General features: G+C 71.2%; 18 protein-coding genes and 1 pseudogene. 7 read left to right on the forward strand and 12 right to left on the reverse strand.

From position 1 onward, the window contains the following. Positions 1-74 precede the first annotated feature (74 nt). The 8 genes from ABZ079_RS24520 to ABZ079_RS24555 all read right to left on the reverse strand — a co-directional run bounded on the left by ABZ079_RS24520 (position 75) and on the right by ABZ079_RS24555 (position 9,858). A complete protein-coding gene (locus tag ABZ079_RS24520) occupies positions 75-2,180 on the reverse strand; it encodes a PQQ-binding-like beta-propeller repeat protein (RefSeq protein WP_356941595.1) in 2,106 nt (701 codons plus the stop codon). Between the two features lie 31 nt (positions 2,181-2,211). Next, positions 2,212-4,425 carry a serine/threonine-protein kinase gene (locus tag ABZ079_RS24525; RefSeq protein ID WP_356941596.1) on the reverse strand — a complete coding sequence of 738 codons (2,214 nt, stop codon included), beginning with the start codon at positions 4,423-4,425 and terminating at the stop codon, positions 2,212-2,214. Positions 4,426-4,433: 8 nt separating this feature from the next. Beyond that, positions 4,434-5,384, reverse strand: a complete 951-nt coding sequence (locus ABZ079_RS24530; RefSeq protein WP_356941597.1) for a serine/threonine protein kinase — start codon at positions 5,382-5,384, stop codon at positions 4,434-4,436. A 109-nt stretch (positions 5,385-5,493) separates the two neighbouring features. Continuing rightward, positions 5,494-5,796 carry a WXG100 family type VII secretion target gene (locus ABZ079_RS24535; RefSeq protein ID WP_356941598.1) on the reverse strand — a complete coding sequence of 101 codons (303 nt, stop codon included), beginning with the start codon at positions 5,794-5,796 and terminating at the stop codon, positions 5,494-5,496. 37 nt (positions 5,797-5,833) lie between these two features. Beyond that, on the reverse strand, positions 5,834-6,175 hold the full coding sequence (locus ABZ079_RS24540) for a WXG100 family type VII secretion target (RefSeq protein ID WP_356941599.1): 342 nt from the start codon (positions 6,173-6,175) through the stop codon (positions 5,834-5,836). Positions 6,176-6,295: 120 nt separating this feature from the next. Continuing rightward, positions 6,296-7,429 carry a S8 family serine peptidase gene (locus ABZ079_RS24545; RefSeq protein WP_356941728.1) on the reverse strand — a complete coding sequence of 378 codons (1,134 nt, stop codon included), beginning with the start codon at positions 7,427-7,429 and terminating at the stop codon, positions 6,296-6,298. Positions 7,430-7,630: 201 nt separating this feature from the next. After that, entirely contained in the window at positions 7,631-9,421 is a 1,791-nt protein-coding gene (locus ABZ079_RS24550; protein ID WP_356941600.1) for a hypothetical protein, read from the reverse strand. After that, positions 9,418-9,858, reverse strand: a complete 441-nt coding sequence (locus tag ABZ079_RS24555; RefSeq protein WP_356941601.1) for a hypothetical protein — start codon at positions 9,856-9,858, stop codon at positions 9,418-9,420. The genes ABZ079_RS24550 and ABZ079_RS24555 overlap by 4 nt, the downstream gene beginning before the upstream one ends. A 685-nt stretch (positions 9,859-10,543) precedes the next feature. Between ABZ079_RS24555 and ABZ079_RS24560 the strand changes: the two genes are divergently transcribed. From ABZ079_RS24560 to ABZ079_RS24575, 4 genes are read left to right on the forward strand one after another with little or no spacing between them, the layout of a single operon-like run. Beyond that, positions 10,544-11,014, forward strand: coding sequence for a hypothetical protein (locus tag ABZ079_RS24560; protein ID WP_356941602.1), 471 nt, complete (start codon positions 10,544-10,546; stop codon positions 11,012-11,014). Positions 11,015-11,065: 51 nt separating this feature from the next. Continuing rightward, positions 11,066-11,557, forward strand: a complete 492-nt coding sequence (locus tag ABZ079_RS24565) for a hypothetical protein (protein WP_356941603.1) — start codon at positions 11,066-11,068, stop codon at positions 11,555-11,557. After that, entirely contained in the window at positions 11,554-12,636 is a 1,083-nt protein-coding gene (locus tag ABZ079_RS24570; protein WP_356941604.1) for a hypothetical protein, read from the forward strand. Before ABZ079_RS24565 ends, ABZ079_RS24570 begins: the two co-directional genes overlap by 4 nt. Beyond that, on the forward strand, positions 12,633-13,166 hold the full coding sequence (locus ABZ079_RS24575; RefSeq protein ID WP_356941605.1) for a hypothetical protein: 534 nt from the start codon (positions 12,633-12,635) through the stop codon (positions 13,164-13,166). The genes ABZ079_RS24570 and ABZ079_RS24575 overlap by 4 nt, the downstream gene beginning before the upstream one ends. Before the next feature lie 136 nt (positions 13,167-13,302). On the opposite strand, the gene mycP is transcribed toward ABZ079_RS24575, so the two are convergent. Both mycP and eccB read right to left on the reverse strand, forming a co-directional pair. Next, positions 13,303-14,544 (reverse strand): type VII secretion-associated serine protease mycosin, encoded by a 1,242-nt coding sequence (mycP, locus tag ABZ079_RS24580; RefSeq protein ID WP_356941606.1) that lies wholly within the window; start codon positions 14,542-14,544, stop codon positions 13,303-13,305. A gap of 11 nt (positions 14,545-14,555) precedes the next feature. Next, entirely contained in the window at positions 14,556-16,088 is a 1,533-nt protein-coding gene (gene eccB, locus ABZ079_RS24585; protein ID WP_356941607.1) for a type VII secretion protein EccB, read from the reverse strand. Between the two features lie 197 nt (positions 16,089-16,285). On the opposite strand from eccB, the gene eccE reads away from it, so the two are divergent. From eccE to ABZ079_RS24600, 3 genes are all read left to right on the forward strand, one after another. Continuing rightward, positions 16,286-17,620: a type VII secretion protein EccE gene (gene eccE, locus ABZ079_RS24590; RefSeq protein ID WP_356941608.1), complete on the forward strand. Its 1,335-nt coding sequence runs from the start codon at positions 16,286-16,288 to the stop codon at positions 17,618-17,620. Positions 17,621-17,688: 68 nt separating this feature from the next. Further along, positions 17,689-18,399 (forward strand): hypothetical protein, encoded by a 711-nt coding sequence (locus ABZ079_RS24595; protein ID WP_356941729.1) that lies wholly within the window; start codon positions 17,689-17,691, stop codon positions 18,397-18,399. A 346-nt stretch (positions 18,400-18,745) separates the two neighbouring features. Continuing rightward, entirely contained in the window at positions 18,746-22,222 is a 3,477-nt protein-coding gene (locus tag ABZ079_RS24600) for an SCO5717 family growth-regulating ATPase (protein WP_356941609.1), read from the forward strand. Positions 22,223-22,293: 71 nt separating this feature from the next. Here the strand turns inward: ABZ079_RS24600 and ABZ079_RS24605 are convergent, their stop codons facing one another. Together ABZ079_RS24605 and ABZ079_RS24610 are read right to left on the reverse strand one after the other, a co-directional pair. Continuing rightward, positions 22,294-23,241, reverse strand: a complete 948-nt coding sequence (locus ABZ079_RS24605) for a bifunctional riboflavin kinase/FAD synthetase (RefSeq protein WP_356941610.1) — start codon at positions 23,239-23,241, stop codon at positions 22,294-22,296. 174 nt (positions 23,242-23,415) lie between these two features. Next, positions 23,416-25,863, reverse strand: a pseudogene (locus tag ABZ079_RS24610) (hypothetical protein); the annotation flags it as partial.

Here is a 25,863-nt window from a genome sequence, read left to right on the forward strand (position 1 = left end):
CCGCGCGCCGGCCACAGAACGCTTACATCCGGCGGCCACGGCCGCCGGATGCGGCGTTCTACGGATTGTCCACGTCAGAACACCGGAAGCGCGTACAGGGAACCGGCGCTTGCCACGAAGACGCGATTGCCGTCGGCTGCGAAGGCCACATCGTCATCGCCGCCCTCCAGTTCGTAGGACCAGACCTCGCGTGCCGTGTCCTTGCTCAGGGTCTTCACAGTGGAGCCATCCAGCAGCCAGACTCCGTTGCCCTGCGCAAGGATGGGTTGATCATTGCTGGTCAGTGCCAGGCGACCGTCCCACTGCTGCTTTCCGTCCTGGACGTCGAAACCATAAGGGTGGCCGTAATCGTCGCAGGCACTCGCATAGAGCAGGTTGCCGTGGACGCAGGGCCGGGACCACTCGTAGTTCTCGCTGTCGTAGTAGTGCTTCTTCGTGCGTGACCACAGTCGCTTGCCGTCCGAGATCCTGCGCCCGGAAAGCGCCTTGCCGTTGAGATAGACGACGCCGTCCCGGACCGCCGGGAAGAGGGACCGCTCCTTCGCCAGGTCGCGGGCAGTCCACTCAGTGCGTCCGTTCTTCGTGTTCACGGCCATGGCATGCCCTGTGCTCGTGGTGACGACCAGCCTTCCCTGATGCGCGACGGACCTGGGGAGGATCTTGCTGCGGAAACCTTCCGGTAGCGGTGCGGTCCAGCGGATCCTGGCGTCCGAGCGGCCTACGGCCCGCAGTCGCTGGTCTTTGGTCAGCAGGTAGATCGTTTCCGCGTCCGCGGTCAGCAGCGTCTTGGCATCAGCCTTCGCGGTCCACTTGGGCTCTCCGGTGGACGGGACGAAGGTGTGCAGTGTGCCGTGGTCGTCGGCTGCCAAGAGCAACCGGTCGGACAACGAGAGATAGCGGCACGTCATCTGCATCGCCGGAGCGCTCCAGCGGCGCTTGCCGTCGACGACGTTGAGAGCCACCACGCCGGTGACAGGGCTGCCGACGATGACGACGTCCCGTATCGGCAACGGTGCCGGTGACATGGAGCTGGACACGTCGGTCGCTTGCCACAGGGACTTGGGTGAGCCCCCGATGATGTAGTCGCCCTCGTCGGCGGAGAGCAGGCGGGCGGCCGGTGTCTGCGCGGCGGGCGGGTAGGTGAAGAGGTCGTTCCGGTGCCGGTCGCCCCCGCTGCCGCGAAGCAGCCACCAACCTGTCCCGGTGCCGGCGGCCGCGAGTACGGCGCCGGCGGCGACACCGGTGAGCAGGCGCCGCCTGCTCGGCCCCGTCCTCGTCTCCGTCGTGGACAACAGCGGGGCGGTGAGATTCCGTACCTCACGCTCGCGCTCCTTGATCGCGTCCGCCACGGGCCCGCGCTTCCACACCGCGTCGGCCTTCTTCGGCCCGGCGAACGCGATGGCGATCTGTTCCGGGGTGGGCCGGACCGCCGCGTCCTTGGCCAGGCAGGGCGCGATCAGCGCGTGCTGCTCGGGGGCGATGCCCTGCCAGTTGGGCTCGCCGTGCACGACCTCGTACTGGACGGCGGCCACGTGCGAGCCCTCGAACGCGCGGTGGCCGGTGGCTGCGTAGACGAGGAGGGCGCCGAGGGAGAAGACGTCGGCGGCAGGGGTGACACGCCGGCCCAGCACCTGTTCGGGGGCGCCGTACCCGGGGGTGACCGGGATCTGGCCGGTGATGGTGAGGGTGAGGCCGTGTTCGGGGCGTGCGATGCCGAAGTCGATGATCCTCGGGCCGGTCGCGGTGAGCACGACGTTCGGCGGCTTGAGGTCGCGGTGGACGAATCCGGCGGCATGGATGTCGCGCAGGGTGCGCGCGACCGAAACGGCCAGGGCACGCAGCTTCGCGTCGTCGAGCGGCCCGTGCCGGTCCACGATCTGGTCCAGCGTCGGACCGGCGAGGAACTCGGTGGCGATCCATGGCCGACCGCCCTCGGTCTGGGCTCCCAGCACCGCCGCAACGCCGGGGCTGCGGACGGCCTGCGCCGCCAGCGCCTCGCGCACGAACCGCTGGACGAGGCCGGCGTCATGAGCGAGTTCCGGGCGGAGCACCTTCACGGCGGCGACGGTGCCCGCGTGGTCCTGGCCGACGTACACCTTGCCCATGCCGCCCTCACCCAGCACACCGAGCAGCCGGTACGGGCCGAGGCGGATCGGGTCACCCGTCCCCAGGGGTCTCATCGCTGATCGCTTTCTCTTCTCACCGGACGGCTCACTGCAGAGGGAAGGCCGCCAGGAAGCCGCCGCCCTGTGCGATGACCGCCTTGGCGTTCTCATGGGCTATGAAGCGGTCACCGGTGGTCTTGTACGAATGTGCAGGGGCGTGGGAGGAGAGTTCCACGGCCCAGAGCTTCGACCCGCGCTTGCTGTACGCGTAGTCGGTGCCGATCACAGGCGCGCAGTTCACGTCCGCTTGGGTGCCCTGGCCGCCCTTCTCCTCCCACTTGACCCGTCCGCTCGCGGGATCGAAGGCGACCAGCCCGAGCCCCTTCTCCACCGCGTACAAGATGCCGTCCTTCACATCCGGCGGCCCGTAGGTACGACCCGGACGGGAGGCCTTGGAGTCCCAGACCACCTTCCCGTCGCTGAGCCGCAGAGCCCGAAGCCGTCCGGTACCCACATACAGGTGCTGTGCGTCGGTGGTCAGGGGCAGGCGTACGCGATTCGCCTCGACGCCGTCGAGCGGGCGGTGCCAGCGAACGGCACCGTTGCGGGTGTCGCGTACGACGGCATGCACGGTGCCGTCGTTGGCCTCCTGGAGTGCTGCCAGGTGGCGTCCCACGACGCCGGCGGTGAGGAAGTAGAACCGCTCGGTGCCCGGGCGACGCGCGGGCAGCGGTGTCCGCCACAGCAGCTTGCCCGTGCCGATGTCGACGGCGAGCAGGTACCAGGACTGAGCAGCCGAGAATGTGTTGTGGACGTACCGTCCGCGGCCGGCCGCTACATAGGCGACGCCGTTGGCGATGCACAGCAGCTGACTCGGGAAGAGATCGCCGTTGAAATCAGACAGGTGAGCGAAGGGTGCGTTCATCTCGCCCCTGAGGAGGTCGAGGGATGCCAGGAGCAGCGCGGGTCCGCCGGCGGTGCCACGGTCGGCGGCGGGCTCGTCCGAAGCGACCAGCGCGACGAGACGCTCGCCGTCGGAGGCGATTTGCCAGGCCATGTCCATGTACGGCACCGTCCATGCCCTGCGCCCCGTCTGCCCCACGACTCCGGTCAAGTCGCCGATCACCGTCGTCACCAGGTTCGCCAGCACGTGCGGATGCGACGGCATGTGACTCTCGAAGTGGTCCTGCTCGCCGATCTGAATCTGCCAGATGGAGTCCAGCTGCTTCTTCGGCAGCAGGCTGTTACTGGGCCCGGGGGCGGGCTGCGGTTTCGATCCTCCGGTCCCTTGCGTCAGGGCCCACGCCCCGGCACCGGCCGCCGTCAGCGTCGCTGCCGCGCCCGCTCCGGTGAGCAGCAGACGCCGGCGCGACCAGCGACTGGGCACTGCCGTGGACGCCACGTCCAGCTGATCGACCGGAGCCGGCAGCCGCTGCGGAGTGACCTGCCAGACCTCGCTCGCCCGCCGCGCGATGTCGGCCAGCAGCGCGTCCGGCAGATGGTCGGCGAACTCACCGCTCCCGTCGTGCAGCCGGGAGGCGAGCCACTCGGTCGTCGGTCGGCGGAAGGCGACCTTGTCCAGGCACTGCGCGAGGACGGGCGCCAGGCTGTCGGGTACTCCGGTCAGGTCGGGCTCGGTGTACTGCACCCGGTAGAGCAGGTCGGCCGTCTGACCACGGCCGAAGGGCGGATGCCCGGTGGCGGCGAAGACGAGCAGCCCGGCGAGCGCGAAGACGTCGCCCGCCGCCGAGTGCTCCTGCCCGCTCGCCTGCTCCGGCGACATGAAGGCCGGGGTGCCGATCGCGACCCCGACCCGGGTGAGGTGCTCGTCCCCGGCCGCGCGGGCGATGCCGAAGTCGATGACCTTGGGGCCGTAGGCGGTGATGAGGACGTTGGACGGCTTGAGATCGCGATGGACGACGTCGGACGCGTGCAGCTGGCCCAGGGCTCCGCACAGCGCGGCACCGAGCGCCCGTACGGTTCGTTCGGGCAGCGGACCGCACAGGTCGACGGCGTCGTCCAGCGGCGGCCCGAGCACATACTCCGTGGCCAGCCAGGGTGTCTCGGCCCGTGCGTCCGCGTCCACCACCCCGGCGCCGTACCGCTCCCCCACGACCCGTGCCGCGTCGGTCTCCAGCCGGAACCGGGTGCGGAAGGCCGGGTCGGAGGCGATACGGGCGTGCATCGTCTTCAGCGCGACGGTACGGCCGCCTGCGGTACGGGCCAGGTAGACGGTGCCCATACCGCCGCTGCCCAGGCGGGCGACGGGCCGGTAGGGGCCGATCGTCCGGGGGTCGTCGTGGGTGAGAGGAGAAGGCATGGCCGTCGTCAGTTCGGGTGGGTGTTCGGTGCGGGTACGCCCTCGACGGAGATCTCCGCCATGAGGACGGCGGCCGACTGGTGCGCGAGGGCGGCGACCACCCGGCCGGGGAGCCAGCCGGGGGCTGGGACGGTGGTGGAGCGGTTCTCCGCCGGGACGTCCGGACCATCGGACAACATGTCGATCAGCTCGGCCAGTTGAGGGCGTGCGCCCGGGTCGCGGGCGAGGCACCGGGTGATGACGGTACGGAAGGCGGCCGGGAGCTCGTCCCGCTCGGGAGTCGTGTAGCCCGTGGCGGCGTACGCGAGCGTCGCTCCGAGGGCGTACACGTCCCCCAGGGGGCGCGGGCGCCCACCGGACGCCTGCTCCGGCGGCAGGCTGCCCGCTTCGAGGCCCGGCAGTCCGGAGCGGGGCGTACCGTCCGGGGCGGCGGCTCGTACGGCGCCGAAGCAGGAGAGGCGAGGGCCGTCGGCAGCGAGCAGGATGGCCGCGGGGGACACGCCCGCGAAGGTCAGGCCCTGCCCGTGCAGGATGGCCAGGGTCTCGGCGAGGGCCACGCCGAGCGTGCGTACCGTCCGCTCGGGCAGCGGACCGCCGTGTACGGCGAGGGCCGTCGGCAGCGGGAGGAAGGGCAGGTAGGGGCGTGCGTACCACGCGGCCTCGCCTGGGGCGGAGAGGGCCGTGGTGGGTGCGGCGCAGGGGCCGAGGAGATAGCGGGAGCCTTCGGCTTCGGCGAGGAAGCGCTGGGGATCGCCGCCTGGGTGCGGGAGGGAAAGCAGGACGGTGTGCTGACCGTCGGCGCTGCGGGCGATGTACCGCCGCTCGGGGACGGGAACCTTGGTACGGGGGTCGTCCAAGGCGGTGATCAGGGTGTACGGGCCCACCCGTCGCCTCGACGAGGCGGCTCTGCCCGCTCCTCCCCCGGCGGCCACGCCCACGGCGCCCTCTGTGGCATGCATTCCCTGTCCCGCTCTTGTTCGTTCTGCTGGGGCCGTCCGGCACGACAGAGGGTGGGCACCTCCCGTGCGTGCCCACCCCGCTGCTGACGTGTCGTTCGGTACGGCCGACTCACATGAAGTAGCTGGCGGCCTTCCGGTCGCCGCCCTGGTAGTCACCGCCGGCCGCGTGCACGACCTTGCCGATCTGGACCAGGGCCTCGTGGATGCCCTTGGCCTCACGGTCCCAGGCGGCCTGCTGCTCGGTGTACGCGTTGTGGGCCTCGCCCTCCCACATGCTGGCCACGCCGGCGACCTTCTGCTTGATGGCCTCGAGGCCCTCTTCGAGTCGCCGCGCCTGGTTGGCCAGCTGGGTGGCGGTCTCGTCGAGACTGCTGTAAGAGACTTCGAGCTCGCCGCTGTTGTTGACGCCCATGATTGCTCCGTTGCTGAGAAGTGGTGGCTTGGCGGGATCAGTAGCTGGACAGCGCCGAGTGCGCGCCACCGAGGTCGACGTCGATGCTCTGGACCTGCGAGCGGACCTCGTCCTCGGTGCCGTCCTTGATCTTCCGGGTGGTGCTCATGGCCTCGATGAACTTGGCGAGGATGTTGCCGATCCGGACCATGCGCTCGTTGATCTCGGTCTGCTTGGTGTTGAACGCGCCGGCGCCGATGCCCTTCCAGTTGCCCTCGAGGCTGTCGATGAGGGCCTGCAGTTCCTTGAGCTGGCCCTTGATGCCCTCGAAACGGTGCAGAAGCTCCTTTTCGAGGACGATAATGTCCTTGTCACTTACCTTCTGGCGCCCTGTGGCCATTTTCCATGCCTTTCGTTCTGAACTGACCTTGCCGGGTGCCGAGCCATGAGCCAGGCATCAGCACGGACGGCAAGCGGACTTCTGCTCACTCGGCGAACGAGCAGGTATACGGGAGACCACTCAGGCGTTACGGCGTGCGCGCAGCACGGCGAAACCAGCGCCTCCGATGATGAGTACGGCTGCTGCGGCGCCGATGATCACCCAGGTCTGGGTGCCGCTGCCGGACTCGGCGTCCTTCGCGGCGGCGGAAGAGGAGCCGGTGGAGGAGGAACCGGCGGAGGAGCCGGCCTCCTTGGTCGGCTTTGTCGACGCCCCGGAAGAGGGCGCGGCCGAGACACTCGGCGCGGCCACGACGTCCTTGTCCGGGTCCGTTCCGTTCTCGGCGGCGAGGGGGTCCCTGTTGGCCGGGCCCGGATCGATGTCCTTGTCGATCAGCACTCGGCGGGGGCGGACGATGCCGTAGCCGAGGTACTTGCTTGGATCGTCCTTGGGCCAGTCCCGGCCGGCGGTGTCGATGAGGGAACGCAGCACCTGGTTGGCCGTCCAGTCGGGGTGAGCGGACCAGATCAGGGCTGCGGAGGCGGAGGCGACGGCGGAGGCGTTGCTCGTGCCCTCGGTGACGCAGTACTTGGTGAACGTGGTGTCGCACCAGCCGGGGAAGTTGAGACCGGGCGCGGAGAGGTCTACGTAGCCCCCGTAGGTGGAGAACTTGCCGACGGTTCCGGTCTTGTCGATGGCTGCTACGCCCACGGCGTAAGGGTCTTTGGCCGGATAGTCGGGCTTGTTACCCGAGTCACCGGTGTTGCCCGTGGAGGCGAACAGCAACTTGCCCTTGGAGGCGGCGTACTTCAGTGCGGCCTCCTCCTCAGAGGTGTAGTAAGGGCTGCCGTAGGACATGTTGATGATCTTGGCGTCACTGTCGGCGGCAGCCCTGATCGCCTTCTCGGAAGTGAGGGACCTCGCCCGCTCGTCCTCGTCCTTCAAGCTGTCGAGCCCCACACGAATCGGGATGATCTTTGCTCCGGGGGCAAGACCCTTTATGCCACCGCCGGCTCCTGTACCGGCGATGATTTCGGCCATCGAGGTGCCATGGCCGTTGTAGTCCTGCGTGACGTGGTACTTCGCTGCTTTCGGCACCTCGTCGACAAGTACCTGCCCCTTGAGCGAAGAGGTCGCCGGATTCACCCCGGTGTCGATGACGGCGACCTTCACTCCTTTGCCGGTGCTGTACTTCCATATCTCGTCGGCGCCCATGGCGTCGAGATACCACTGCTTGGACTGAGCGCCCGAGGCCGCGTCGGCTGCCGGAGCCAGTCCAGCCGACGCGATGACCAGCGTGCCCAGTGCCGAGCACACAGCAGACAGCCGTCTCGCGTTATGCCTCGTCAGGAAGGCATTCTTCATGCCGCGTCGGCCGGTCCCTGGCTTCATGCCTGTGTACGTCCTCGCTCGTGATCAGTCGCTCGTCTGTGGCACGTCACGCCGCTGCTGCGACGGGCGGTGCTGTTCCTTCGGGGTGGTCCCGCCGGTGCGGCCGGGCTCACCGCCCGGACCTTGGCGGCTGCCCAGCGCACCACGGCCGAGTCCCGCACCGCCGGACTCGGAGTTCCTGGCGGTGTTGCGGGGGGCACCGATCACGCCCTGGGAATTACCCGCCGAGCGCGCCCGCGCCTGGCCCGCGCCAGCCTCCGCCTGAGCCGCAGGCGCACCCACGACTCCTCGCTGGCCGAGGGCGCCCCTCGACGGCGTGGTGGCGGCCGGTTCCTCGGCGCCGACGACCGTACCGCGCGGCACACGCGGATTGGCCGTCCCTCCGGACGTACGCCCCGTGACGGGCTTGCCGCCCACGACACCGTTGCGCACCGGACCGGTGGGGCCAGTTGCTCCCGTACGTCCGCCAGGCGTGTTGACCGTCCTCGGCGTTCCGCCGGTGACAGGGTGCCCCATCGGTGAGCGCCCGGGCTGAGCAGCCCCCCGTGCACCCGGCTGGCCCGTCGGAGTCGCGCGTCCCATGGCACGGGCGGCCTGCCCCGTCGGGCTCTGGGGCACTCGACCGCCGGCGGCGCGCCCCGCCTGGCCCGCGGGCCCCTGAGACACTCGTCCGCTCCCGGCACCCGAAGGACCACTACGCCCTTGGGCCGAGACGGGAAGCCTGCCGGCCGGTCCGTAGCCCGGGGTGCGACCGGCGGTCGGCGCGATAGGGGGTCCCATCGGCCCCGTGGGCAACGGCGGCAGTCCTCCGCCGCCACCGGACGTCGGCAGACTGGGCGCGGGGGAGGCGGGCGGTGAAGCGGGAGCCTGGGGAGGCAGGGTGGTCGTGGTGTTGATCTCCGTGCCGACATCTCCGCCGGCAGGAGTGTTGGGCTGGGGAATCTCCTTCACAGGCGAAACGTGTCCACCGGCCTCTGTACCGTGCGAGGCAATCGTCCCGTGGTGGCCCTCACCCGCACTGGCGTAACTCTCCCCGGAACTTGCGTGGCCCTCCGCGACACCACCGTGTATCGCAGCCGGGGTGGTCGATCCCGAACCTCCGACGAAGCGGTCCCTATGCATCGACGGCTGCGGCACCCCCACATCCGGAATGGGCGTGTACGGCTTCGGGTCGGTCTCCATCGCCATGCCCAGTGCCATGGCGGACACCGAGTAGAACGAGGCCAACCGGTTCACCTGGTTGATCGCCTCTTGCCGGTTCTTCTCGACCGCCAGCGCGGCGGCGTAGTCCGGGTTCCCGTCGACCTGCTTGGCCTTGGGCAGCTCATGGGGACGCTTCTGCTCGTCCGCGGGCCGGGTGTCCCGGGGCGGCATGGCCTTGCGCACGGAGGCCAGGCCGGAGGCTGCGGCCGAGATCTCCGTGGCGGCGACATCGGCGAAGGTCGCGAGCCCCTTGGTCCAGTCGACGAGTCCGGTGGTCCACGAGCGGAACGTGTCGGCGCCGTCGCCTTCCCAATCGACGCCCTTGAGGTCCGTCTCCAGGTCCTTCGCCGCGTCGTGGATGGCCGTACGGGCGTCCCACAGGGCCCGGCTGGCCGTCTCCAGGTGCTCGGGGTTGGAGTGGTGGACCAGGTCAATTATGGCGTTCAGATCGTGGTCCTCGAAGTCGGTCCTGCCGAGGGACAGCGCCGCTCCGATCGGTGTGCCCCGGAACCCGTTCTGCAGCCGGCTGATCTTGTTGACCATGCCAACCTGACGGTTGGCCTGCTCGACGTCCGTCTTGTACTCGGGCTTCTGCTGCCAGTTGTCGCTCAATGGATCTTGCCCCCCGCGGACTTGTCGTCGCCGCTGTGCTCACGAGCCTCGACGGGCTTCTTCTCCGCGTGCTTGTCCTCGGACCGGGTCGCCTTCTGATGCTCCTCATCGAGATGCGTCCGGATCTCCCAGAATCGACGCCGCACCTCGTCCTCCGTGCCGTCGTACGTGACGTCGGCCGCGTGCGTCGCGAGCCTCAGGGCCTCGATCTGCAGGCCCAGGTTCTTCGACAGCGAGGTGAGGCGCTCGTGCACCTGCTCGTACTTGCCGTGCAGCTCGGTAGCCTCCTGGAAGGGGATGTTCGAGCCGCTGAACGAGCCGGCGCTGAGCTTGTGCTCCGCGAGTCTCGACGGATTGCCCGGAGCTCCCTCGAAGGCCTCCAGCGCCTTGTCGACATTCCCCTTGAACTTGGCCAGCGCGTCGATGCCGCGTCTCATGCCCGAGCCGTCGCCCACCACGACCCCTTCCCCGTTTCCCCGTTGATACAGCCGGACGGACCGGCGGCGCACGGCCGCGCCTCCCGATCCATCGCCGACCACTGTAGTCACTGTGTAAATCGCGGCCAACTGAACTCTGCCACGGTTCAGTTGCAATGGCGCTCCCAAGTGACCGGGCCAGCGCCACCCGAGACCGACAAGGCGGTCAATAAAGACAGAGGGGGCCACGCATCTGCCCAGAAGCTTCACATGAAGGTGACGGACGAGACGCTCACGGCGCTTCGGCGGGAAACTTTGCAACCACAAAACCTCACCCCGCGGGAGCCGGTCCGGCGTTGCCGAACCGTTCGGACCTCGCCCGTCGGAGGCGCCTCCGCCGAATGTTCACACTCGACAGACCGCGCATAGCAGGCATGGTGCACTGCTGGCAGGGGCGGACATCTACGGCGTCGCTGAGGTAACAGTATCCGTGCCTCGCTGAGACCTGATCGCCTGCGGCCGTCACACGACGAAGAGGGCCGGACACCGCGTCCTCCGCACCGTGCGGCACATCGCCCTCGGGGGCACCTCCGCTGGAATTTCACGCCCGACAAGGCGCCCATGACCGGCATGATCCGGAATCCGGCCGGGCCCGGTTGCTAGCTTGGCCCCACACTGGTCTATCCGCAGGGGAAGGGGCCCTTCCATGGCATGGGGCGAGTGGGAGCAACTCAAGGCGCGGGCGGCCGGCGGGGAGTCGGCCCACATGCGGCTCAACCAGCTGGTGGCGGACGGCGGGGGCGGCGCCGGTGACCTGGTCGTCCACCAGGACGACCTGGGCGCGGTGGGGCACGAGGCCGACCTTCTCTACGACGACGTGAAGAGCCAAGCCGACATCGCCGCCGCCGGCTCCGGCAACGGCTCGGCCGGCTCGACCATGCAGGCCGCGGCCACCCTCAAGACGCACGGCTTCGAGATGGGCGGCGCCCTGGAGACCACCGTGGAGATGTGGTCCTCGCAGGTCAAGGCCGTACTGCAGGCGTGCGCGCACATTTCCGACCACTTGGACTTCGCCCAGAAGCTGCATGCGCAGGACGACGCCAGGATCGGTGCCGTGCTCCGTGGCCATGACGGTTCGGCCGTGTCCGTGTCCCAGCTCAACGAGTACTTCAAGTAGGTGACCCCTGGTGGCCATTACTTCCAGCGACCTCATGGAGGTCGACCCGACATGTCGATCGACGCCACCGACGCCGACGCGACCAAGACCCGGCTCAACGAGGTGCAGGACCTGCAGAAAGTCATGGGGTACACGCTCGCCAACGCCACCGACCCCGATCACCGGCACCACCTCCCGGACGAGTGGGGCGCGGAGTTCCGGCGTCTGGGCACCCGGCAGATCGGCTGGGAGCCCGGGCAGTGGAACAAGCCCTACGGCTACCAGGTGCTGGGCGGTCTGCTGCGCTACGGCAACTACGACTCGCGGTTCCTCACGCCAATCGCGGAGCACATCACCCAGCTCCACAAGAAGGACCCGTACTTCTTCCTGTCGAACAAGCCGGTCGGGAGCCCGGACACGTACGGCTTCAACCCCGCGGGCGAGCTGGGCACCGGCAACGATCCGTTGAACAGCGTGCTGGAGGCGCTCGGGCACAGTCCCGAGGCGTCGGAGAAGTTCTTCACCGGAACGCCGACGGCGTACAACGAGGACGGTACGGTGTGAAGAAGGGCGGTGATCCGGGCTTCAGCTCCTACCTGGACCTGTTCACCGACAAGGACTTCGAGTGGGCGGTCGACACGAACGCCGCGAACGTCCTGGCGGACGAGGACAAGACCAAGGCGGCGCTGAACTTCGGCCCGGAGGCACTCGGCCACGCCCTGGAGTCCGCGACCACGGGCCGCCCGTACGACAGCGACGACACCGCCGACGCCATCAGGCACAGCGACACGCAGGCGCACCTCGTGAGCGACATCGTCAACAAGTTCGGCGAGCACCCCGAGTTGATCAGGCACAACGAGAACGGGGATCTTGAGGACGAGGAGTCGGGTCCCCTTTATGCGATGCGGGAGAGTCTCGGTGACATCACGGCCGAGTACATGGGCGATTTCCAGCGGGCCATGTACCGGGAGAGTCCCGACAACGACCTCTTCAGCACCTTCGGTGCCGCTGCGGACCTGGACTCCGGTTACGCCCAGCGTTTCCTCGGGGAAGTGGGCCAGGACCCGCACCCCTACGCGTCGATCACCAGTGCGCAGCAGGCGTACACCGCTCAGCTCGTAGACCACGTCGTCAACGGGGGCAGTCATTCTGCGGCCTCCCTCGACGGCCGCGTGGGCAATGCGGTCGCGCCGGGGGCGGCGCTCGCCGGCATCATGAGCGACGCCCGGGCCCATGCGATCTACGAGTACCACACCGCGAGTGACACCGAGTTCAACGAGGCGGCGGCCGACAAGCAGAAGTGGGTGAACCGCATCCTCGGTATGGGGCTGGAGAAGGTGGGCGAGCGGGTGCCGATCGCCGGGGCGCCTTTGGAGTGGGCCTCCGAGGACATCCAGGAGTCCATCATGAAGAGCATCGAGCACGACACGACGACGGAAGCCCAACTGGAGGCGGGCAACGAGTACTCACGGGGCCGTGACGCCGCCATCGACTCCGCCCGGGCGGCCGTCGATCACGCGTTGGTCAACAATCAGCGGATCAGTCCCGACACGGCCGACGACCTGCGCTCGACGGCTGGTGTCTCAGCGGGGAACAGTCATTCCGCCGGCGCTCAGTGGAACTCGGAGAGTAACGGAAAGTGAGACAGAGGACTCTGACCTCGTTGCTGGCCGCGGTTGTCCTGGGTGCTGCGGCCGGCTGCTCCTCGGGCGGCCAGGAACGCGAGTTCGCCATTCCCAAGAACCTGTGCGGTGTCGCCGTGCCGTCCGGCCCGCTCGCTCGTATCCTGCCCCCGACGGGCAAGAGCCTGGACCAGCGGAAAGGGACTCCATCGGCTCAGGCCGTCACCGGATGCGAAGTGACGGTCGACGGCGATGTGGTGCTCACCGTCGAGGGGGAGCGCATCAAGTCCGGCCGCTCCGCATGGATCATCGCCTCGTACGATCACCGTATCGGTCACGTGAAGTCCGGTGACGGCGGTGCCATCGCGTACGTCGGCAGAGCGGCAGTCTCGGTCGTGCCCTGCCCGCGCGAGGGGGACCGGCAAGAGGCCGTCAGCACGTACATCAGAACGCTCAAGCCCTGGCGTCAGGACGAGTCGGCCATGCGGCAGTTGATCCGGGGATACACCGCGTCCTTGAAGACGCTTCAGCCCTGCCGGACCGGGTCCTGACGGCCGGGCGCCGAAGGGCGTTCGCCCCGGAGCGGGGGCGTGGTACCCGCGCCTCCGCTCCGGATGGTGACCAGTCGCTCGCTGTCGGCGTCGCCCATGCGTGGAACATGGCGCCCCGGGCGCGGAGGCTGGGAGGTCAGCCCCGACCCCCCACAACCCGGCGTCTCCGGCGGGCGTCCCGTAGCGCCACCGCTCCCCCGCCCAGGCCGGCCACCAGCACCGCCACGCCGACGGCCACGTATGTGGCGATGCGGGCGGTGCGTTCCTGGGGAGTCTCGCCGAGGGTGAGTGTGGCGGGGGTGGGGGCCTCCGCATGGGTGAGGCCCGCGTCGGAGTGGGGGGACTCGATCGGGTGATCGTCCTCCGTCAACGCGCGGACCGGGTCCACCACGCCCCAGCCGACCAGGCGGTCATGGCCGGAGATGGAGCGTTCTGCCGTCTGCTCGATCTGGGCCACGACCTCGCGGGCCGTCCACTTGGGGTGCTTGGCCTTGATCAGGGCGGCCACTCCGGCCACGTACGGCGCGGAGAAGCTGGTGCCGTTGTCGGTGCAGTGGCCGCCCTTGGGGACGGTCGAGATCATGTCGACCCCCGGGGCGGCGATGCCGACGAAGTCGCCCGACTGGGAGAAGGCCGCGCGTTCGTTGTTGCGGTCGGACGCGGCGACCGCGAGGACTCCTTCGTAGGAGGCGGGGTACGTCTTCTTGACGTTGCCGCCGAGGCCGCCGTTGCCCGCCGAGGCGACCACGACGATGTCGTTCGTGAGCGCTTCGTTGATCGCGTTGTGCAGGTCCGGTGCGTCCACGGCGTTCGCCGTGTCCTGGGAGATGTTGATGACCTGGGCCTTGGCCTTGATCGCGTGCTTGATCCCCTCGGCGAGGGTGTCGGCCGTGCCGTGCCCCTCGGCGTCGTTCTGCTTGATCGGGATGATGGTGGCCTCGGGGGCGAGGCCGGCGAAGCCCGTTCCCTTCATGGGGCGGGCGGCGATGATGCCCGCCACGCGGGTGCCGTGGCCGACCGTGTCGGTCGTGCCGTACTTGTTGCCGCGTTCGATCGGCTGGCCCTTCTTGTCCTTGGAGGGCAGGAGGTTCGTGCCCAGGGACGCGTCGACGGCTTTGGTGAGCTGCGGGTTGGCCGTGTCGACGCCCGTGTCGATCACGGCCACCCGCACGTTCTTGCCTTTCGACTGGCGCCACAGCTCGTCCAGGTTGACGCGCTGGAGAGCCCAGGGGGTGCCGGCGTACTTGTGATTCTTCTTGGAGAACGTGCACTGGTCAGAGGCGGAGTCCGCCGCGGCCACCGGCGCCGACAGCACGGTGGCCAGCAGGGTGGCGGCGGTCGTCGCCAGCGTCGTACGGGTGCGGAACGTGGAGCGCATCGCCGTACCCCTCAGGAGCCCTGCGGCTGACGTGCCGCGGCGGTCGACAGGCGGGGGCCCGTCGGCAGGAACTGCGACCAGGGCGCGGGGATGGGTGCCGGGTTCACGTCGGCGTAGCCGAGGCGGGTCTGCGCCAGTTTCGCTTCCTGCTGGAGCTGCTTGCGCTGCTTCGCGGAGACGCCGATGCCCTTGTCGTCGGTGACGCTGTCGTCGTTGGACTGCAGTGCGTAGCGCAGGCCGGTGTCGGTGACCAGGAAGACCGGGCCCACTTTGGTCGCCTTGCCCTGGAACTGGCGGTAGAGCTGGCCGGATCCCGCGGTGACGTAGCCGCTGGAGGAGCCGGTGGGCAGGACGGCCGGGAACTCGGTGCCCGCCCAGGTGCTCAGGGTCGTCTCGCCGTGGTCGGGGTCGACATGGAGCAGGACGTTGCAGACGGTGTTGCGGCTGCCGTCGGCGGTGGAGGGGTCGTTCACCGCGCTGGGCCTCTCGGTCGGCCATGTGTACTCGGAGGCGAAGGGCTTGCCCGGCTGGTCGATGGCACCCGCGCTGACCTCCTGCGGGTGTCCGGCCTGGCCGAGCTTCACGAGGTCCTTGCTGACCAGGAGCAGCTGGGCGACGAAGTCGGAGACGGGTGCGACCCGGCCGGGCAGCACCACGTAGTACTGCTCCTGGCCGTTGACCGGCGCCCTGAGGACCATGCCGACGCGGTTGGCCTGCTCGGCCAGCTGGCCGGGGGCGTTCGCCGCGGCGCCCGGGACGCCGGTGATGGAAGGAAAGCTGATCCGGTCGCCCGCGTGCAGGGTCGCGATCCACTCCCTGGTCACCTGCTGGGGCTTGCGGTCACGGCCGACGATGGTCTGCAGCAGGAGGGTGTCGGTGGAGGGCACCTGGTACGCCCGGCCGCTCGCGTCGACGACGTACTGCTTCTTGTCCGGCGTGGCGACGTAGAGGAGTTCGCCGCCGTGCAGTTTCTCCTTCGTGCCCTGGAGCTTGCGCTGGTCGCGCTCGGCCAGGACGAACGTGGCCTTCCGGATGGAGCTGCCGGAGCCGCTCGGCCGTTCGCAGACGGCCCACTGCTTGGCCGCACCGGCCTCCTTGCCGGAGGGCAGCCGGTCGGGGGCGTAGGGAATCCCGATGGTGACGCCGTGCGGGATCTTGCCGTTGTCGAGGACCGACTCGTCGACGGTGACGATGTCGACGTTGCTCTGGGTGTCGAGGACCAGCTTGGCGGACGCCATGTTGAGGACCGGGTGGAGCTGGGTCTTGTGGTCCGTCTTCAGCACCACGTACCGGGTGGTGGACTTGCTGGCGATGATCACCTTCTGTCCCGGATCGTCCCACCCCTGCGGGGCCGTCGGTTTGAACATGCCCCAGGCACCGAAGGCCGCGAGGACGACCACGCCGACGATCGCGCCGGGCAGGACGGCGCGCAGCGGCCGGGGCGCCCCCTCGTCCGAGGCATCCGGTGACGACTGCACGAACGACGCGAGCATGCGCCGCTTCGCGAAGGTGTAGGCGTTGAGTTGGTCCCGCCGAGATGCCATCTGTGCCTGTTTCTCCCCGTGTCTCACACGGAGCGCGCCCGGGGACCACGCTCCCCCGCCCTCCGTTGTCGGACCCGGCCCCTACTATGCCTGGTACGGAGCGGGCCTCGTGGAGCGGGTAGGGTACCTGGGCCCTCAAGGGGCTTGTTCAGTGGCCTGGTTCCAGCGAGTTGTGAGCAAAACGGGGGGATGGAGTGATGGCTTCCGGAACGCGGACGCGAGCGCGCGGCCGGGCGGCGGCACGAGGTCATGCGGCCGGGCCCGCGCCGAGCCCGCGCGGGGCGTCCGCTCAGCGCGGCACCGCCCAGCAGCCGGTCACACTCGGCCTCAGGTCCCGGCCGGGGCAGGCCGGTTCGTTCCGTTTGCAACGGCTCGTGCTGGTGGAGCTGGCGGCCGCTGTGCTGCTCGTCGGCTGGGTCCTCGGAATGGTGGTCCTGGTGCCGGCCGCGGTCGTCGCGGTGACGCTGGTGCTGCTGGCCTTCGTACGGCGGCGCGGCCGCTCCCTGCCGGAGTGGCTCGCCACCGCGCGGGAGCTGCGGGCACGCCAGAAGCGGGCCGAGAACACCCCGATACCTCCGGGTACGGAGCCCGGGCTGGTCCCGGCGGTGGAGTGCGAGCCCGCCCTGCGCACCCACTCCTACGGCTCGCGCGACCGGCGGCTGGTCGGCATCGTCGGGGACGGCACCTTCGTCACCGCCGTGCTCCAGGTGGAGGCCGACGCGACCGCGCTGCGGGCCGAGCGGAGCCGGCAGCCGCTGCCCCTGGCGCTGGTGCGGGACGCCCTGGAAGTGGACGGGATCCGGCTGGAGTCGGCCCAGGTCGTGCTGCACACACAGCCCGCGCCCGCCCTGCACCTGCCGCAGCAGTCCGTGGCCGTCGCCAACTACCTGCCGCTGCAGGAGCTGACGGGAGCCCCGGCCGTGCGGATCACCTGGATCGCGCTCAAGCTCGACCCCGAGCTGTGCGCCGAGGCCGTGGACGCGCGCGGGGGCGGGCTGCTCGGCGCGCAGAAGTGTGTCGTGCGGGCTGCGGACCATCTGGCGAGCCGGCTGACCGGTGCCGGGTTCCGGGCCCGAGTGCTCGACGAGGAGGAGCTGATCGCTGCGCTCGCCACCTCGGCCTGTGCCAATCCGCTGGTCACCGCCGAGGCGGGGCGCAGCGAGGCGCGTGAGCGGCGGACGGAGGAGTCGGGGCGCAGCTGGCGCTGCGACAACCGGCGGCACACGACCTACTGGGTCAGGCGGTGGCCCCAACTGGGGGGCGGGGGCGAGTCACTTCCCCAGTTCGTCGCCCAGGTCACGGCGATACCCGCGCTGGCCACCACCTTCAGCCTCACCCTCGCGCGCGGGGAGCGGCAGGAGGTCTCGCTCTGCGGGCACCTGCGGGTGACCGGACGCAGCGACGACGAACTGGTTGCGGCACGGCGTGCGTTGGAGGGCGCGGCACGACAGGCCGGTGCCGGTCTCGCCCGCCTCGACCGTGAGCAGCTTCCCGGCATGCTGGCCACACTGCCCCTCGGAGGTGTGCGGTGACGACGATTCCGACGACTTCCGTGGCACCGGGTGCGCAAGGCGCCCGGGAGCCGTCCGGGCTGCGCCGGATGGGCGAGCGACTGCGGCACGGCCTCGGACTGGTCGGCCCCCGGCACGGGCGGCACGGACTGTCCGTGCAGCAACTGGACGCGCTGGCCCTGCCCATCGGGGACGACGGCGTGGTGGCCGGCGTCGACGCCGAGGGACACCCGGCCGTGCTGGGCATCAACCGGCCCACGCCGTACGACGTCGTGCTGATCGGCGGCCTGTGGACCGCGCAGGTGCTGGCACTGCGCTCGGCGGCCACGGGCGCCCGGGTCGCCGTGGAGACCGGCCGGCCGCAGGCCTGGATGCAGATGGTGCACGCCATGGGCGGCGGGCAGAACGGCCTGTCCGTGTATGACGTCGGGCGGGTACCGCCGCAGGGTGCGTCCGCCGGTACACCCGTACTGGTGGTGCGGGACTGCGGTATGCGACCCCCGCGGGGGAGAGTGGTGTCCGGGCCCTGGCAGTCGGTACTGACGCTGCTGCCGTATCTCAGCCCGGTCGCGCCCCGACTGCTGCGGCAGGCGCGGCTCGCCGGCATCCAGCGGGTCTCGCCGGACGAGGCAGCCGAACTGGGGCGCACCATGGGGCTGTCGCGAACCGAAAGGGAGTCGCTGCCGACGCTGCCCGACGGGGTCACACTTTGGTGCACCGATCGTGACCGGCAGTACGTCCTGACCCAACCCACTGATGCCGAGATCGGATTGTTGGGCACACCGCGCCGGATGGACTGAACTGCGCCTTCATGTCCGCTTTCTCACAACCACTCTGTTTACGGTTCGTCACATGTCTGCCGTTTGCTCCCTGATTCCTCCGGCACGGCGCGAAGCGGACAGGGTGGTTCCGGGGGTGCTGTGACCCGGCGTGCACCTGCTGAGAGGTGGACGGGCCTGCCGAGGTGTGGCTCGTGGTGATTAGGCTGGGAGCGGGCGCGATGACAGGACCCGTGGACCGGGCGTCGGTGTCCCAGGGGGAGGACCGCTGAACGGGCCTGCCCCGAACGACTACGGACGACTCGGAACGACACGACATGGTCGCCCCGGCACGGCATGAGGGTGCTCGACCACACCAGGAGGAACTGTGAGCAGCGATCGGGACGGGATGCGCGGGGGCTGGGCCACACCCGGCGATGACCAGCCCGACGCGGAGGCCGTCGAGACGACCGGCGAGTTCACCATCGACTACGCTCCCCCCGCCTGGTACACGCAGAACGCGTCCGGGACGTCGGGCTCCGCCGGTACGGCGGCGGGCTCGGGGGGCGTAGGCGGTTTCGCCGGGTCGAACGCTCCCGGCACTCCGGGCGAGCCGGGCGCTTCGGCTGCTTCCGGGGGTCCTTCGTTCCCCTCGAACACACCGGTTCCCGGACCGACTCCCCCGGCGCCCGCCGCTCAGCCGTCCGGCACCCCGCCGCAGGGGACGCCGTTCACGCCGCCGCAGGGCACTCCGTTCACGCCGCCGCAGGGCACTCCGTTCGCCCCGGCCGAGCCGCCGCAGGGGTCCCCGTTCACCCCGCCGCCTCCGCCCGCGCCAGCGGAGGGAGCGACCTTCGCCCCGCCGGCCGCGCAGCCCGCGCCGCCGGTCGGCGACCCCGTCCCGATGCCGAAGCTGCCGGAGGGCTTCGAGCCGCAGCAGCCGCAGCCGGCCCAGCAGGTCGAGCCGGAGAGTACGGCTGCTTCCGCCGCGGTCGAGCCGGAGACGGACAACGGTGATCTGGAGAGCGGGGCGACCATGCGGTTCTCCGCCGTTGCCCTGAAACGCGAGATGGCCGAGATCGCCGAGCGCGCTGCTGCCGCGGAGAAGCCGGGCGAGTCCGGTACCTCTGGTGCTTCTGGTCCCTCGGGCGTCGCCGGTGTCTCCGGTGGCGAGGGCTCCGCTGAGGGTGCGGATCCGGGCGACGGGGAGGCCACGGGGATCGCCGGTGCCACGGCCGTCGATACCGAGGGCCCCTCTGGGACCGACGGTGACAAGGCCGAGGAGGCGGATTCCGTGAGCGCATCGGGGGCTGCCGCAACGCCGGGCGGGTCCGTCGAGGGCGCCGCCGGGGATTCCGACGGCGGGGCTTCCGGGAGGGACGGCTCGGCAGCGGATGCCGCCGACGATGCTTCCGACGCCGCAGACACCGTGGGTCAGGGCGGGACCTCGGCCGAGGGCAATGCCGTGTCCGATGCCGCGGAGACGGCGTCCGCCCCGGGAGGTCCTGGCGAGGACGCGCCGTCCGGCGCGCCCGAGTCCGCGGCCGCCGCGGCATCAACCGCTGATGCACCGGACGCCGTGGCACAGGGCCCGGCGCCCCAGGACAGCACGCCTCAGGCGGGTACATCTGAGCATGGCCGCCCTGAGACCGGCGCACAGCAGGAAGCCGCCGGACCGGACGGCACCCCGCAGGCAGTCGTCGCGCCCGCTTCCCAGGACGCCCGGCCCGGCTGGACTCCCCCGCCGGCGCCGCAGAGCGGGGTGCCCCCGCTGCCGCCCTCGTACCAGCCCGCCGCCCCGGCGCCCGCGGCCCAGTGGCCCGTGCAGCCCACGGCGCAGCAACCGATGCCCGGTCAGCCGCAGCCCGCGCCGCAACAGCCCGGCCCCATGCCCGGCCCCATGCCCGGTCAGCCGCAGCCCGCGGCCGCTCAGGGCCCTGTCGGCGTGCCCGGCCAGCAGCCGCCGTTCCAGCCGCAGGCCCCGCAGCCCGCGCCCTCGGCCTGGAACCAGGCGCCCGAGACGCACCAGCCGAACCAGCCGGGCGCGCCCACCCCGCCGGCGCCCGTGCAGGCCGCCGGACCCCTGCCGGCCCCCAACGGTCCCACCCCGCCCGGCGGCTACGGCTTCCCGCAGCCCGGCACCCCCAATCCGCAGGGCCAGGCCGGTGGTTACGGCTTTCCGCAGCCCCCGGCACCACAGTCCCAGGCACCGCAGCCGAACCCCCAGCCGCAGCCGCAGCCACAGCCCGGAGGGGACGGTTTCCCCCAGTCGGCCCCGAACGGTCCCACCCCGCCCAGCGGCTACGGCTTCCCGCAGCCCGGCAAGCCCAACCCGCGCAACCCCAACCCGCAGGACCAAGCCGGTGGTTACGGGTTCCCGCAGCCTCCCGCAGCACAGGCGGCACCCGGCTCCCAGCCGCAGCCGCAGCCAGGTGGTTACGGCTTCCCGCAGAACCCGGAGTCCGCGCAGGCCGCCCAGCCGCAGCCTCCGCACGCCGCCGTCGATCCGCGGTCCGGTGCCGCGTGGCCGCAGCCCATACAGCACGACCAGCGGCAGCCGACCAACCCCGGTGCCGCGCCGCTGGGTTACACCGCCGCCGTGGAGCTGTCCTCGGACCGGCTGCTGAACAACAAGAGGCAGAAGGCGAAGAGCGGCAGGCCCGCTGCGGCGGCCTCCCGGTTCAAGCTCGGCGGCAAGAAGGAGGAGGCCGAGCGGCAGCGCAAGCTGGAGCTGATCCGCACGCCGGTGCTGTCCTGCTACCGGATAGCGGTCATCAGCCTCAAGGGCGGCGTCGGCAAGACGACCACGACGACCGCGCTCGGCTCCACCCTCGCCACCGAGCGGCAGGACAAGATCCTCGCCATCGACGCCAACCCGGACGCCGGCACTCTCGGTCGAAGGGTGCGCCGGGAGACGGGGGCCACCATCCGCGACCTCGTGCAGGCGATCCCATACCTGAACTCGTACATGGACATCCGCCGGTTCACCTCCCAGGCGCCCTCCGGTCTGGAGATCATCGCCAACGACGTGGACCCGGCCGTCTCGACGACGTTCAACGACGAGGACTACCGGCGCGCGATCGACGTGCTCGGCCGGCAGTACCCGGTCATCCTCACCGACTCGGGAACGGGCCTGCTGTACAGCGCCATGCGTGGCGTGCTCGACCTCGCCGACCAGCTCATCATCATCTCCACGCCCTCCGTGGACGGCGCGAGCAGCGCCAGTACGACCCTGGACTGGCTGTCCGCGCACGGGTACGCGGACCTCGTCTCGCGGTCCCTGACGGTGATCTCCGGGGTCCGCGAGACCGGCAAGATGATCAAGGTCGAGGACATCGTGTCGCACTTCGAGACACGGACCCGCGGAGTCGTGGTGGTGCCCTTCGACGAGCACCTGGCCGCCGGTGCCGAGGTCGACCTCGACATGATGCGGCCGCGGACGCGCGAGGCCTACTTCAACCTCGCCGCGCTGATCGCCGAGGACTTCGTACGGCATCAGCAGGCGCACGGGCTGTGGACCAGCGACGGCAACCCGCCGCCGGTTGCCGCCCCGCCGATGCCGGGCCAGCCGATGCCGGGCCAGCCGTATGCGCAGGGTCAGCAGCCGTACCCGCCTCAGGGTCAGCCGTACCCGCCGCAGCAGGGTCAGCGGCCGTATCCGCAGGCGCAGCAGCCCTATCCGCCCCAGCAGGGGCAGCCCTACCCGCCGGCCGCTCCCGGCCAGCCGTACCCGCCGCAGCAGGCGCAGCCGGCACAGCAGGGCCAGCCGTATCCGCCCCAGGCCGGCTACCCGCAGCAGCCCGGGCAGCCCCAGGCCCAGCCGCCGCAGGCCCAGCCGCCGCAGGCCCCGCCGCCGCAGCAGTAGGGCGGTACGACGAAGGGCGGCCGGTGCTCACCGCACCGGCCGCCCTCTGCGTCGTAGAGCTGAAGAGCTGACTACGCCTCCGCCGCCACGATCTCCCGGCATCGCTTCACGTCCGCGGCCATCTGCTCCAGCAGTGCCTCCAGGGACTCGAACTTCGCCTGGCCGCGCACGTAAGCGAGAAAGTCGACGGCGACGTGCAGGCCGTACAGGTCGAGGCCGACGCGGTCGATGGCGTACGCCTCCACCGTGCGCTCGGTGCCGTCGAACTGCGGGTTCGTGCCGACGGAGATCGCGGCCGGCATGGCCTCGCCCTCGACGTGCAGGTAGCCGGCGTACACGCCGTCGGCCGGGATCGCGGTGTGCGGGAGCGTCTCGACGTTGGCCGTCGGGAAGCCCAGCTCGCGGCCGCGCTGGGCGCCGCGCACGACGACACCCTCCACCCGGTGCGGGCGACCCAGGATCTCGTGGGCGCCCTCGACATCGCCCTCGGCGACCAGGCGGCGCGTCAGGGTCGAGGAGAACGGCTCACCGCCGCCCGCCGCGCCGGTGACGTACAGGTCGACGACCTCTACCTCGAAGTCGTAGATCTTTCCCTGCTCGACGAGGAACTCGACGTTGCCGGCCGCCTTGTGGCCGAAGCGGAAGTTCGGGCCCTCCACGACCGCCTTGGCGTGCAACTTGTCCACCAGGACCTTCACGACGAAGTCGGCGGGCGACAGCTTCGAGAACTCGGTGGTGAAGGGGAGGATGAGTACCGCGTCCACGCCCAGTTCGGCCATCAGCTCGGCGCGGCGGTGGTGCGGGGCGAGCAGCGGCGGGTGGCTGCCGGGGCGGACGACCTCGCTGGGGTGCGGGTCGAAGGTGACGACGACGGCCGGGACGCCCAGCTCGCGGGCGCGGTCGACGGCGTGCCTGATGATCAGCTGGTGGCCGCGGTGGACGCCGTCGTAGGAACCGATGGTGACGACGCTGCGCCCCCAGTCCTGGGGGATGTCCTCCAAGCCACGCCAGCGCTGCACTGTGACCGCTCCTCGAACCCGTGTCCGTGACTACCTTGACCTCTTGTGCAGGTCTAAGGGTGCCATGCCGGGTGCTCCGGTCCGGCATCGGCATGGGGGCTGTGACGGGGCGCACGTCCACGGGCGTGGCTCAGCGCGGTCACCCGGCCGTCCCGCCCGCCCCCACCCACCGAGTCACGCCGGTACGCGTACACCCGCCAGGTTCTCGAGCATGCGGCGGGTGCTCGGGCCCACCACGGCGGCCCAGTCGTCCGGGGCCTCCGTCAGCCAGCGGGCCATGAGCGCGGCGAAGCCGGGCACGTGCCGGCCCAGGTCGACCAGGGCCCGGTCGAAACGGGTGGCGCCCTCGGGGGTGCGCACGAGGAGCAGACCGGTGCGGTGGACGAGTCCGCGGGCCTCTTCCTCCCTGCCGCTACCGCCCCCGTGTCCGGCCGCCGCGTGCAGGACCGCCTCGAGGACCGACGGCTCCTGCTCGTGTGTGAACAGGGATTCCAGGAGTTCGCGGCGCAGCGGGCGGGAGTCGGGGCTGTCGGCGGCTGCGAGGACGCCGGCGAGGGCCGCCCGGACCTGTTCGGGGCCGCCGTCGAGCAGGCCCGCGACGAGGGGCAGCAGGACCGGACGGGCGGTGGGGCCCTGTTCCAGGCGGCGGTCGACGTAGGCGGCGACGTGCCCGGCGGTCTCCGGGCGCCGCCGCGCCGTCTCCCCGACGAGGGCGGCCGTGCGGCGGGCCAGGGTGGGGGTCGTGACGTCGGCGAGGGCGCGCAGGGCCTCACCGGCGTCCGGGCCGCGCAGGCGGCCGTGAAAGGCTTCCAGGACCGGTTCGGGGTGGGTGGCCAGGGCGGGGACCAGGGCGCTCGGCGGGAAGTGCGGGTCGCCGTCGGCGAAGTGGCGCAGGGCCGCGGCGAGGTGCCGGTCACGGGTGTGCGGGTCGCGGACCAGGAGGGCGAGGGCGCCGCCGTGCAGGGTGGAGTCGGCGGGGCGGGCGAGCAGGGCGAGTGCGGCGTAGCGCAGCAGCTCGCGGTCGGCCGCCGAGCGGACGTACGGGGCCGCGCGCAGCCCGAACGTCACCGCCGCGACCCGGCGGGCGGGGCGCTCGTCGTGCGCCCAGCGGTCCACGGCCCGGCAGAGCGCCGACGGCTCGTCCTCGGCGAGGGTGGCGAGCAGCTCGTCGGCGCGCCGGTGTGCGCTCGCCACGAGCACCTCGGTGAGTTCGTCCAGGGCGATGTGCCGGTGGGTGTGCAGCAGTGCCTGCGCCGCGGTCGCCACGGTGGCGTGCGGGGTCGCGGGCAGTGGCCGCTCGTCGTCGAACCAGTGCGTCAGCTGCCGCTGCACGGCGGCGGGCTGGAGGGCGAGCAGCCGGGCGACGGCGTCGAGGAAGCGCTCGCCGGGCGCCGGCGGCGCCAGGTCCGCGAGCACGAGCCTGCGCAGCAGGTCGAGCCGCTCGGCGTCGCGGACGGGCACGGCGGTCCAGAAGAGCGGGCCGAACTCGGCCGGCACGGACCGCTGTTCGCGGCGCCAGGCGACGATGCGGTCGGCGAGCGGGCGCAGTACCTCGGTGTACGGCGTCGCGTCCGGCACCTGCAGCAGAGTCCGTGCGAGCAGCCGGGCGGCCCACCAGCATCCGGCGTCACGGTCCAGGGCCTCGGTCAACTCCCTCAGGCGGACGGCGAGTTGCCGGGGGCCCTGCTGGCGGGCGAGGAGGAGCAGGGCCTGGACGACCGGCCCGATCCGGTGATGCGGTACGGGACCGGGACCGGCCTCGCCGGCGCGGCGGGGGCGGTGGACCAGGGCCTGCAGGGCCTCGTCCAGGTCGAGGTGCATGCCCTGGATCCAGTCGGCCAGTTCCTCGTGGGCGAAGCGGTAGCCGCCGCCGGCCGGGACGAGGAGGCCTTCGGCGAGGACGGCGGAGGCCCAGCCGGTGCCGCCGCCGAGCCGGGCCGGGGCGGGTCCCCAGGGGAAGACCGCCTCGAACGAGGCCCGGTCCAGTTCGCCCTGCCCGGACCCGAGGCTCCGGCGGGCGGCCTCGTGCACCTGTCCGGCCACCCGCGCCGCGAGCCGTCGTACGGCCGTGCCGCGCAGACCGTTCTCGGCGGCGAGGCGGACCGCGATGCGCAGGCACATCAGGTCGAGGTGGGCGGCGAACACCTCGTGCCGGTCGACGGGGCCGACGGCGGCCGTGGCGTCCGGGACGGCCGCGCGGACCTCGGACAGCAGGCGCAGGACGAGTGGGTGCCGGGCGTCGCGATCGGTGAGGGCGCCGGCGGGGATGCCGTAGCGGGCGCGGGCCCGGCGAGCCTCGTCGGCGGTGAGGTCGGCGAGCCGCACACAGGGCGGCAGCGGCTCGACCCGACCGACCGTGGCGGCCGGGGCAGCGGGCGGGTCCGCGTGACCGGCCGGCGCACGGACGGGGTCGACGTGACCGACCGAGACGGCCGAGGCAGCGGGTGGATCTGCGTGACCGGCCGGCGCACGGACGGGGTCGACGTGACCGACCGAGACGGCCGAGGCAGCGGGCGGGTCCGCGTGACCGGCCGGCGCACGGACGGGGTCGACGTGACCGACCGAGACGGCCGAGGCAGCGGGCGGGTCCGCGTGACCGGCCGGCGCACGGACGGGGTACGT

Origin of the sequence: Streptomyces sp. NPDC006314 (assembly GCF_040613075.1) — a bacterium.
In the GTDB taxonomy this organism is placed as follows: domain Bacteria; phylum Actinomycetota; class Actinomycetes; order Streptomycetales; family Streptomycetaceae; genus Streptomyces.

Coding starts and splice junctions, on each gene's coding strand:
- ABZ079_RS24520 (WP_356941595.1), bottom strand. CDS start 2,180: ATGAGACCCCTGGGGACGGGTGACCCGATCCGCCTCGGCCCGTACCGG.
- ABZ079_RS24525 (WP_356941596.1), bottom strand. CDS start 4,425: ATGCCTTCTCCTCTCACCCACGACGACCCCCGGACGATCGGCCCCTAC.
- ABZ079_RS24530 (WP_356941597.1), bottom strand. CDS start 5,384: ATGCATGCCACAGAGGGCGCCGTGGGCGTGGCCGCCGGGGGAGGAGCG.
- ABZ079_RS24535 (WP_356941598.1), bottom strand. CDS start 5,796: ATGGGCGTCAACAACAGCGGCGAGCTCGAAGTCTCTTACAGCAGTCTC.
- ABZ079_RS24540 (WP_356941599.1), bottom strand. CDS start 6,175: ATGGCCACAGGGCGCCAGAAGGTAAGTGACAAGGACATTATCGTCCTC.
- ABZ079_RS24545 (WP_356941728.1), bottom strand. CDS start 7,429: ATGGGCGCCGACGAGATATGGAAGTACAGCACCGGCAAAGGAGTGAAG.
- ABZ079_RS24555 (WP_356941601.1), bottom strand. CDS start 9,858: ATGAGACGCGGCATCGACGCGCTGGCCAAGTTCAAGGGGAATGTCGAC.
- ABZ079_RS24560 (WP_356941602.1), top strand. CDS start 10,544: ATGGCATGGGGCGAGTGGGAGCAACTCAAGGCGCGGGCGGCCGGCGGG.
- ABZ079_RS24565 (WP_356941603.1), top strand. CDS start 11,066: ATGTCGATCGACGCCACCGACGCCGACGCGACCAAGACCCGGCTCAAC.
- mycP (WP_356941606.1), bottom strand. CDS start 14,544: ATGCGCTCCACGTTCCGCACCCGTACGACGCTGGCGACGACCGCCGCC.
- eccB (WP_356941607.1), bottom strand. CDS start 16,088: ATGGCATCTCGGCGGGACCAACTCAACGCCTACACCTTCGCGAAGCGG.
- eccE (WP_356941608.1), top strand. CDS start 16,286: ATGGCTTCCGGAACGCGGACGCGAGCGCGCGGCCGGGCGGCGGCACGA.
- ABZ079_RS24595 (WP_356941729.1), top strand. CDS start 17,689: ATGGGCGAGCGACTGCGGCACGGCCTCGGACTGGTCGGCCCCCGGCAC.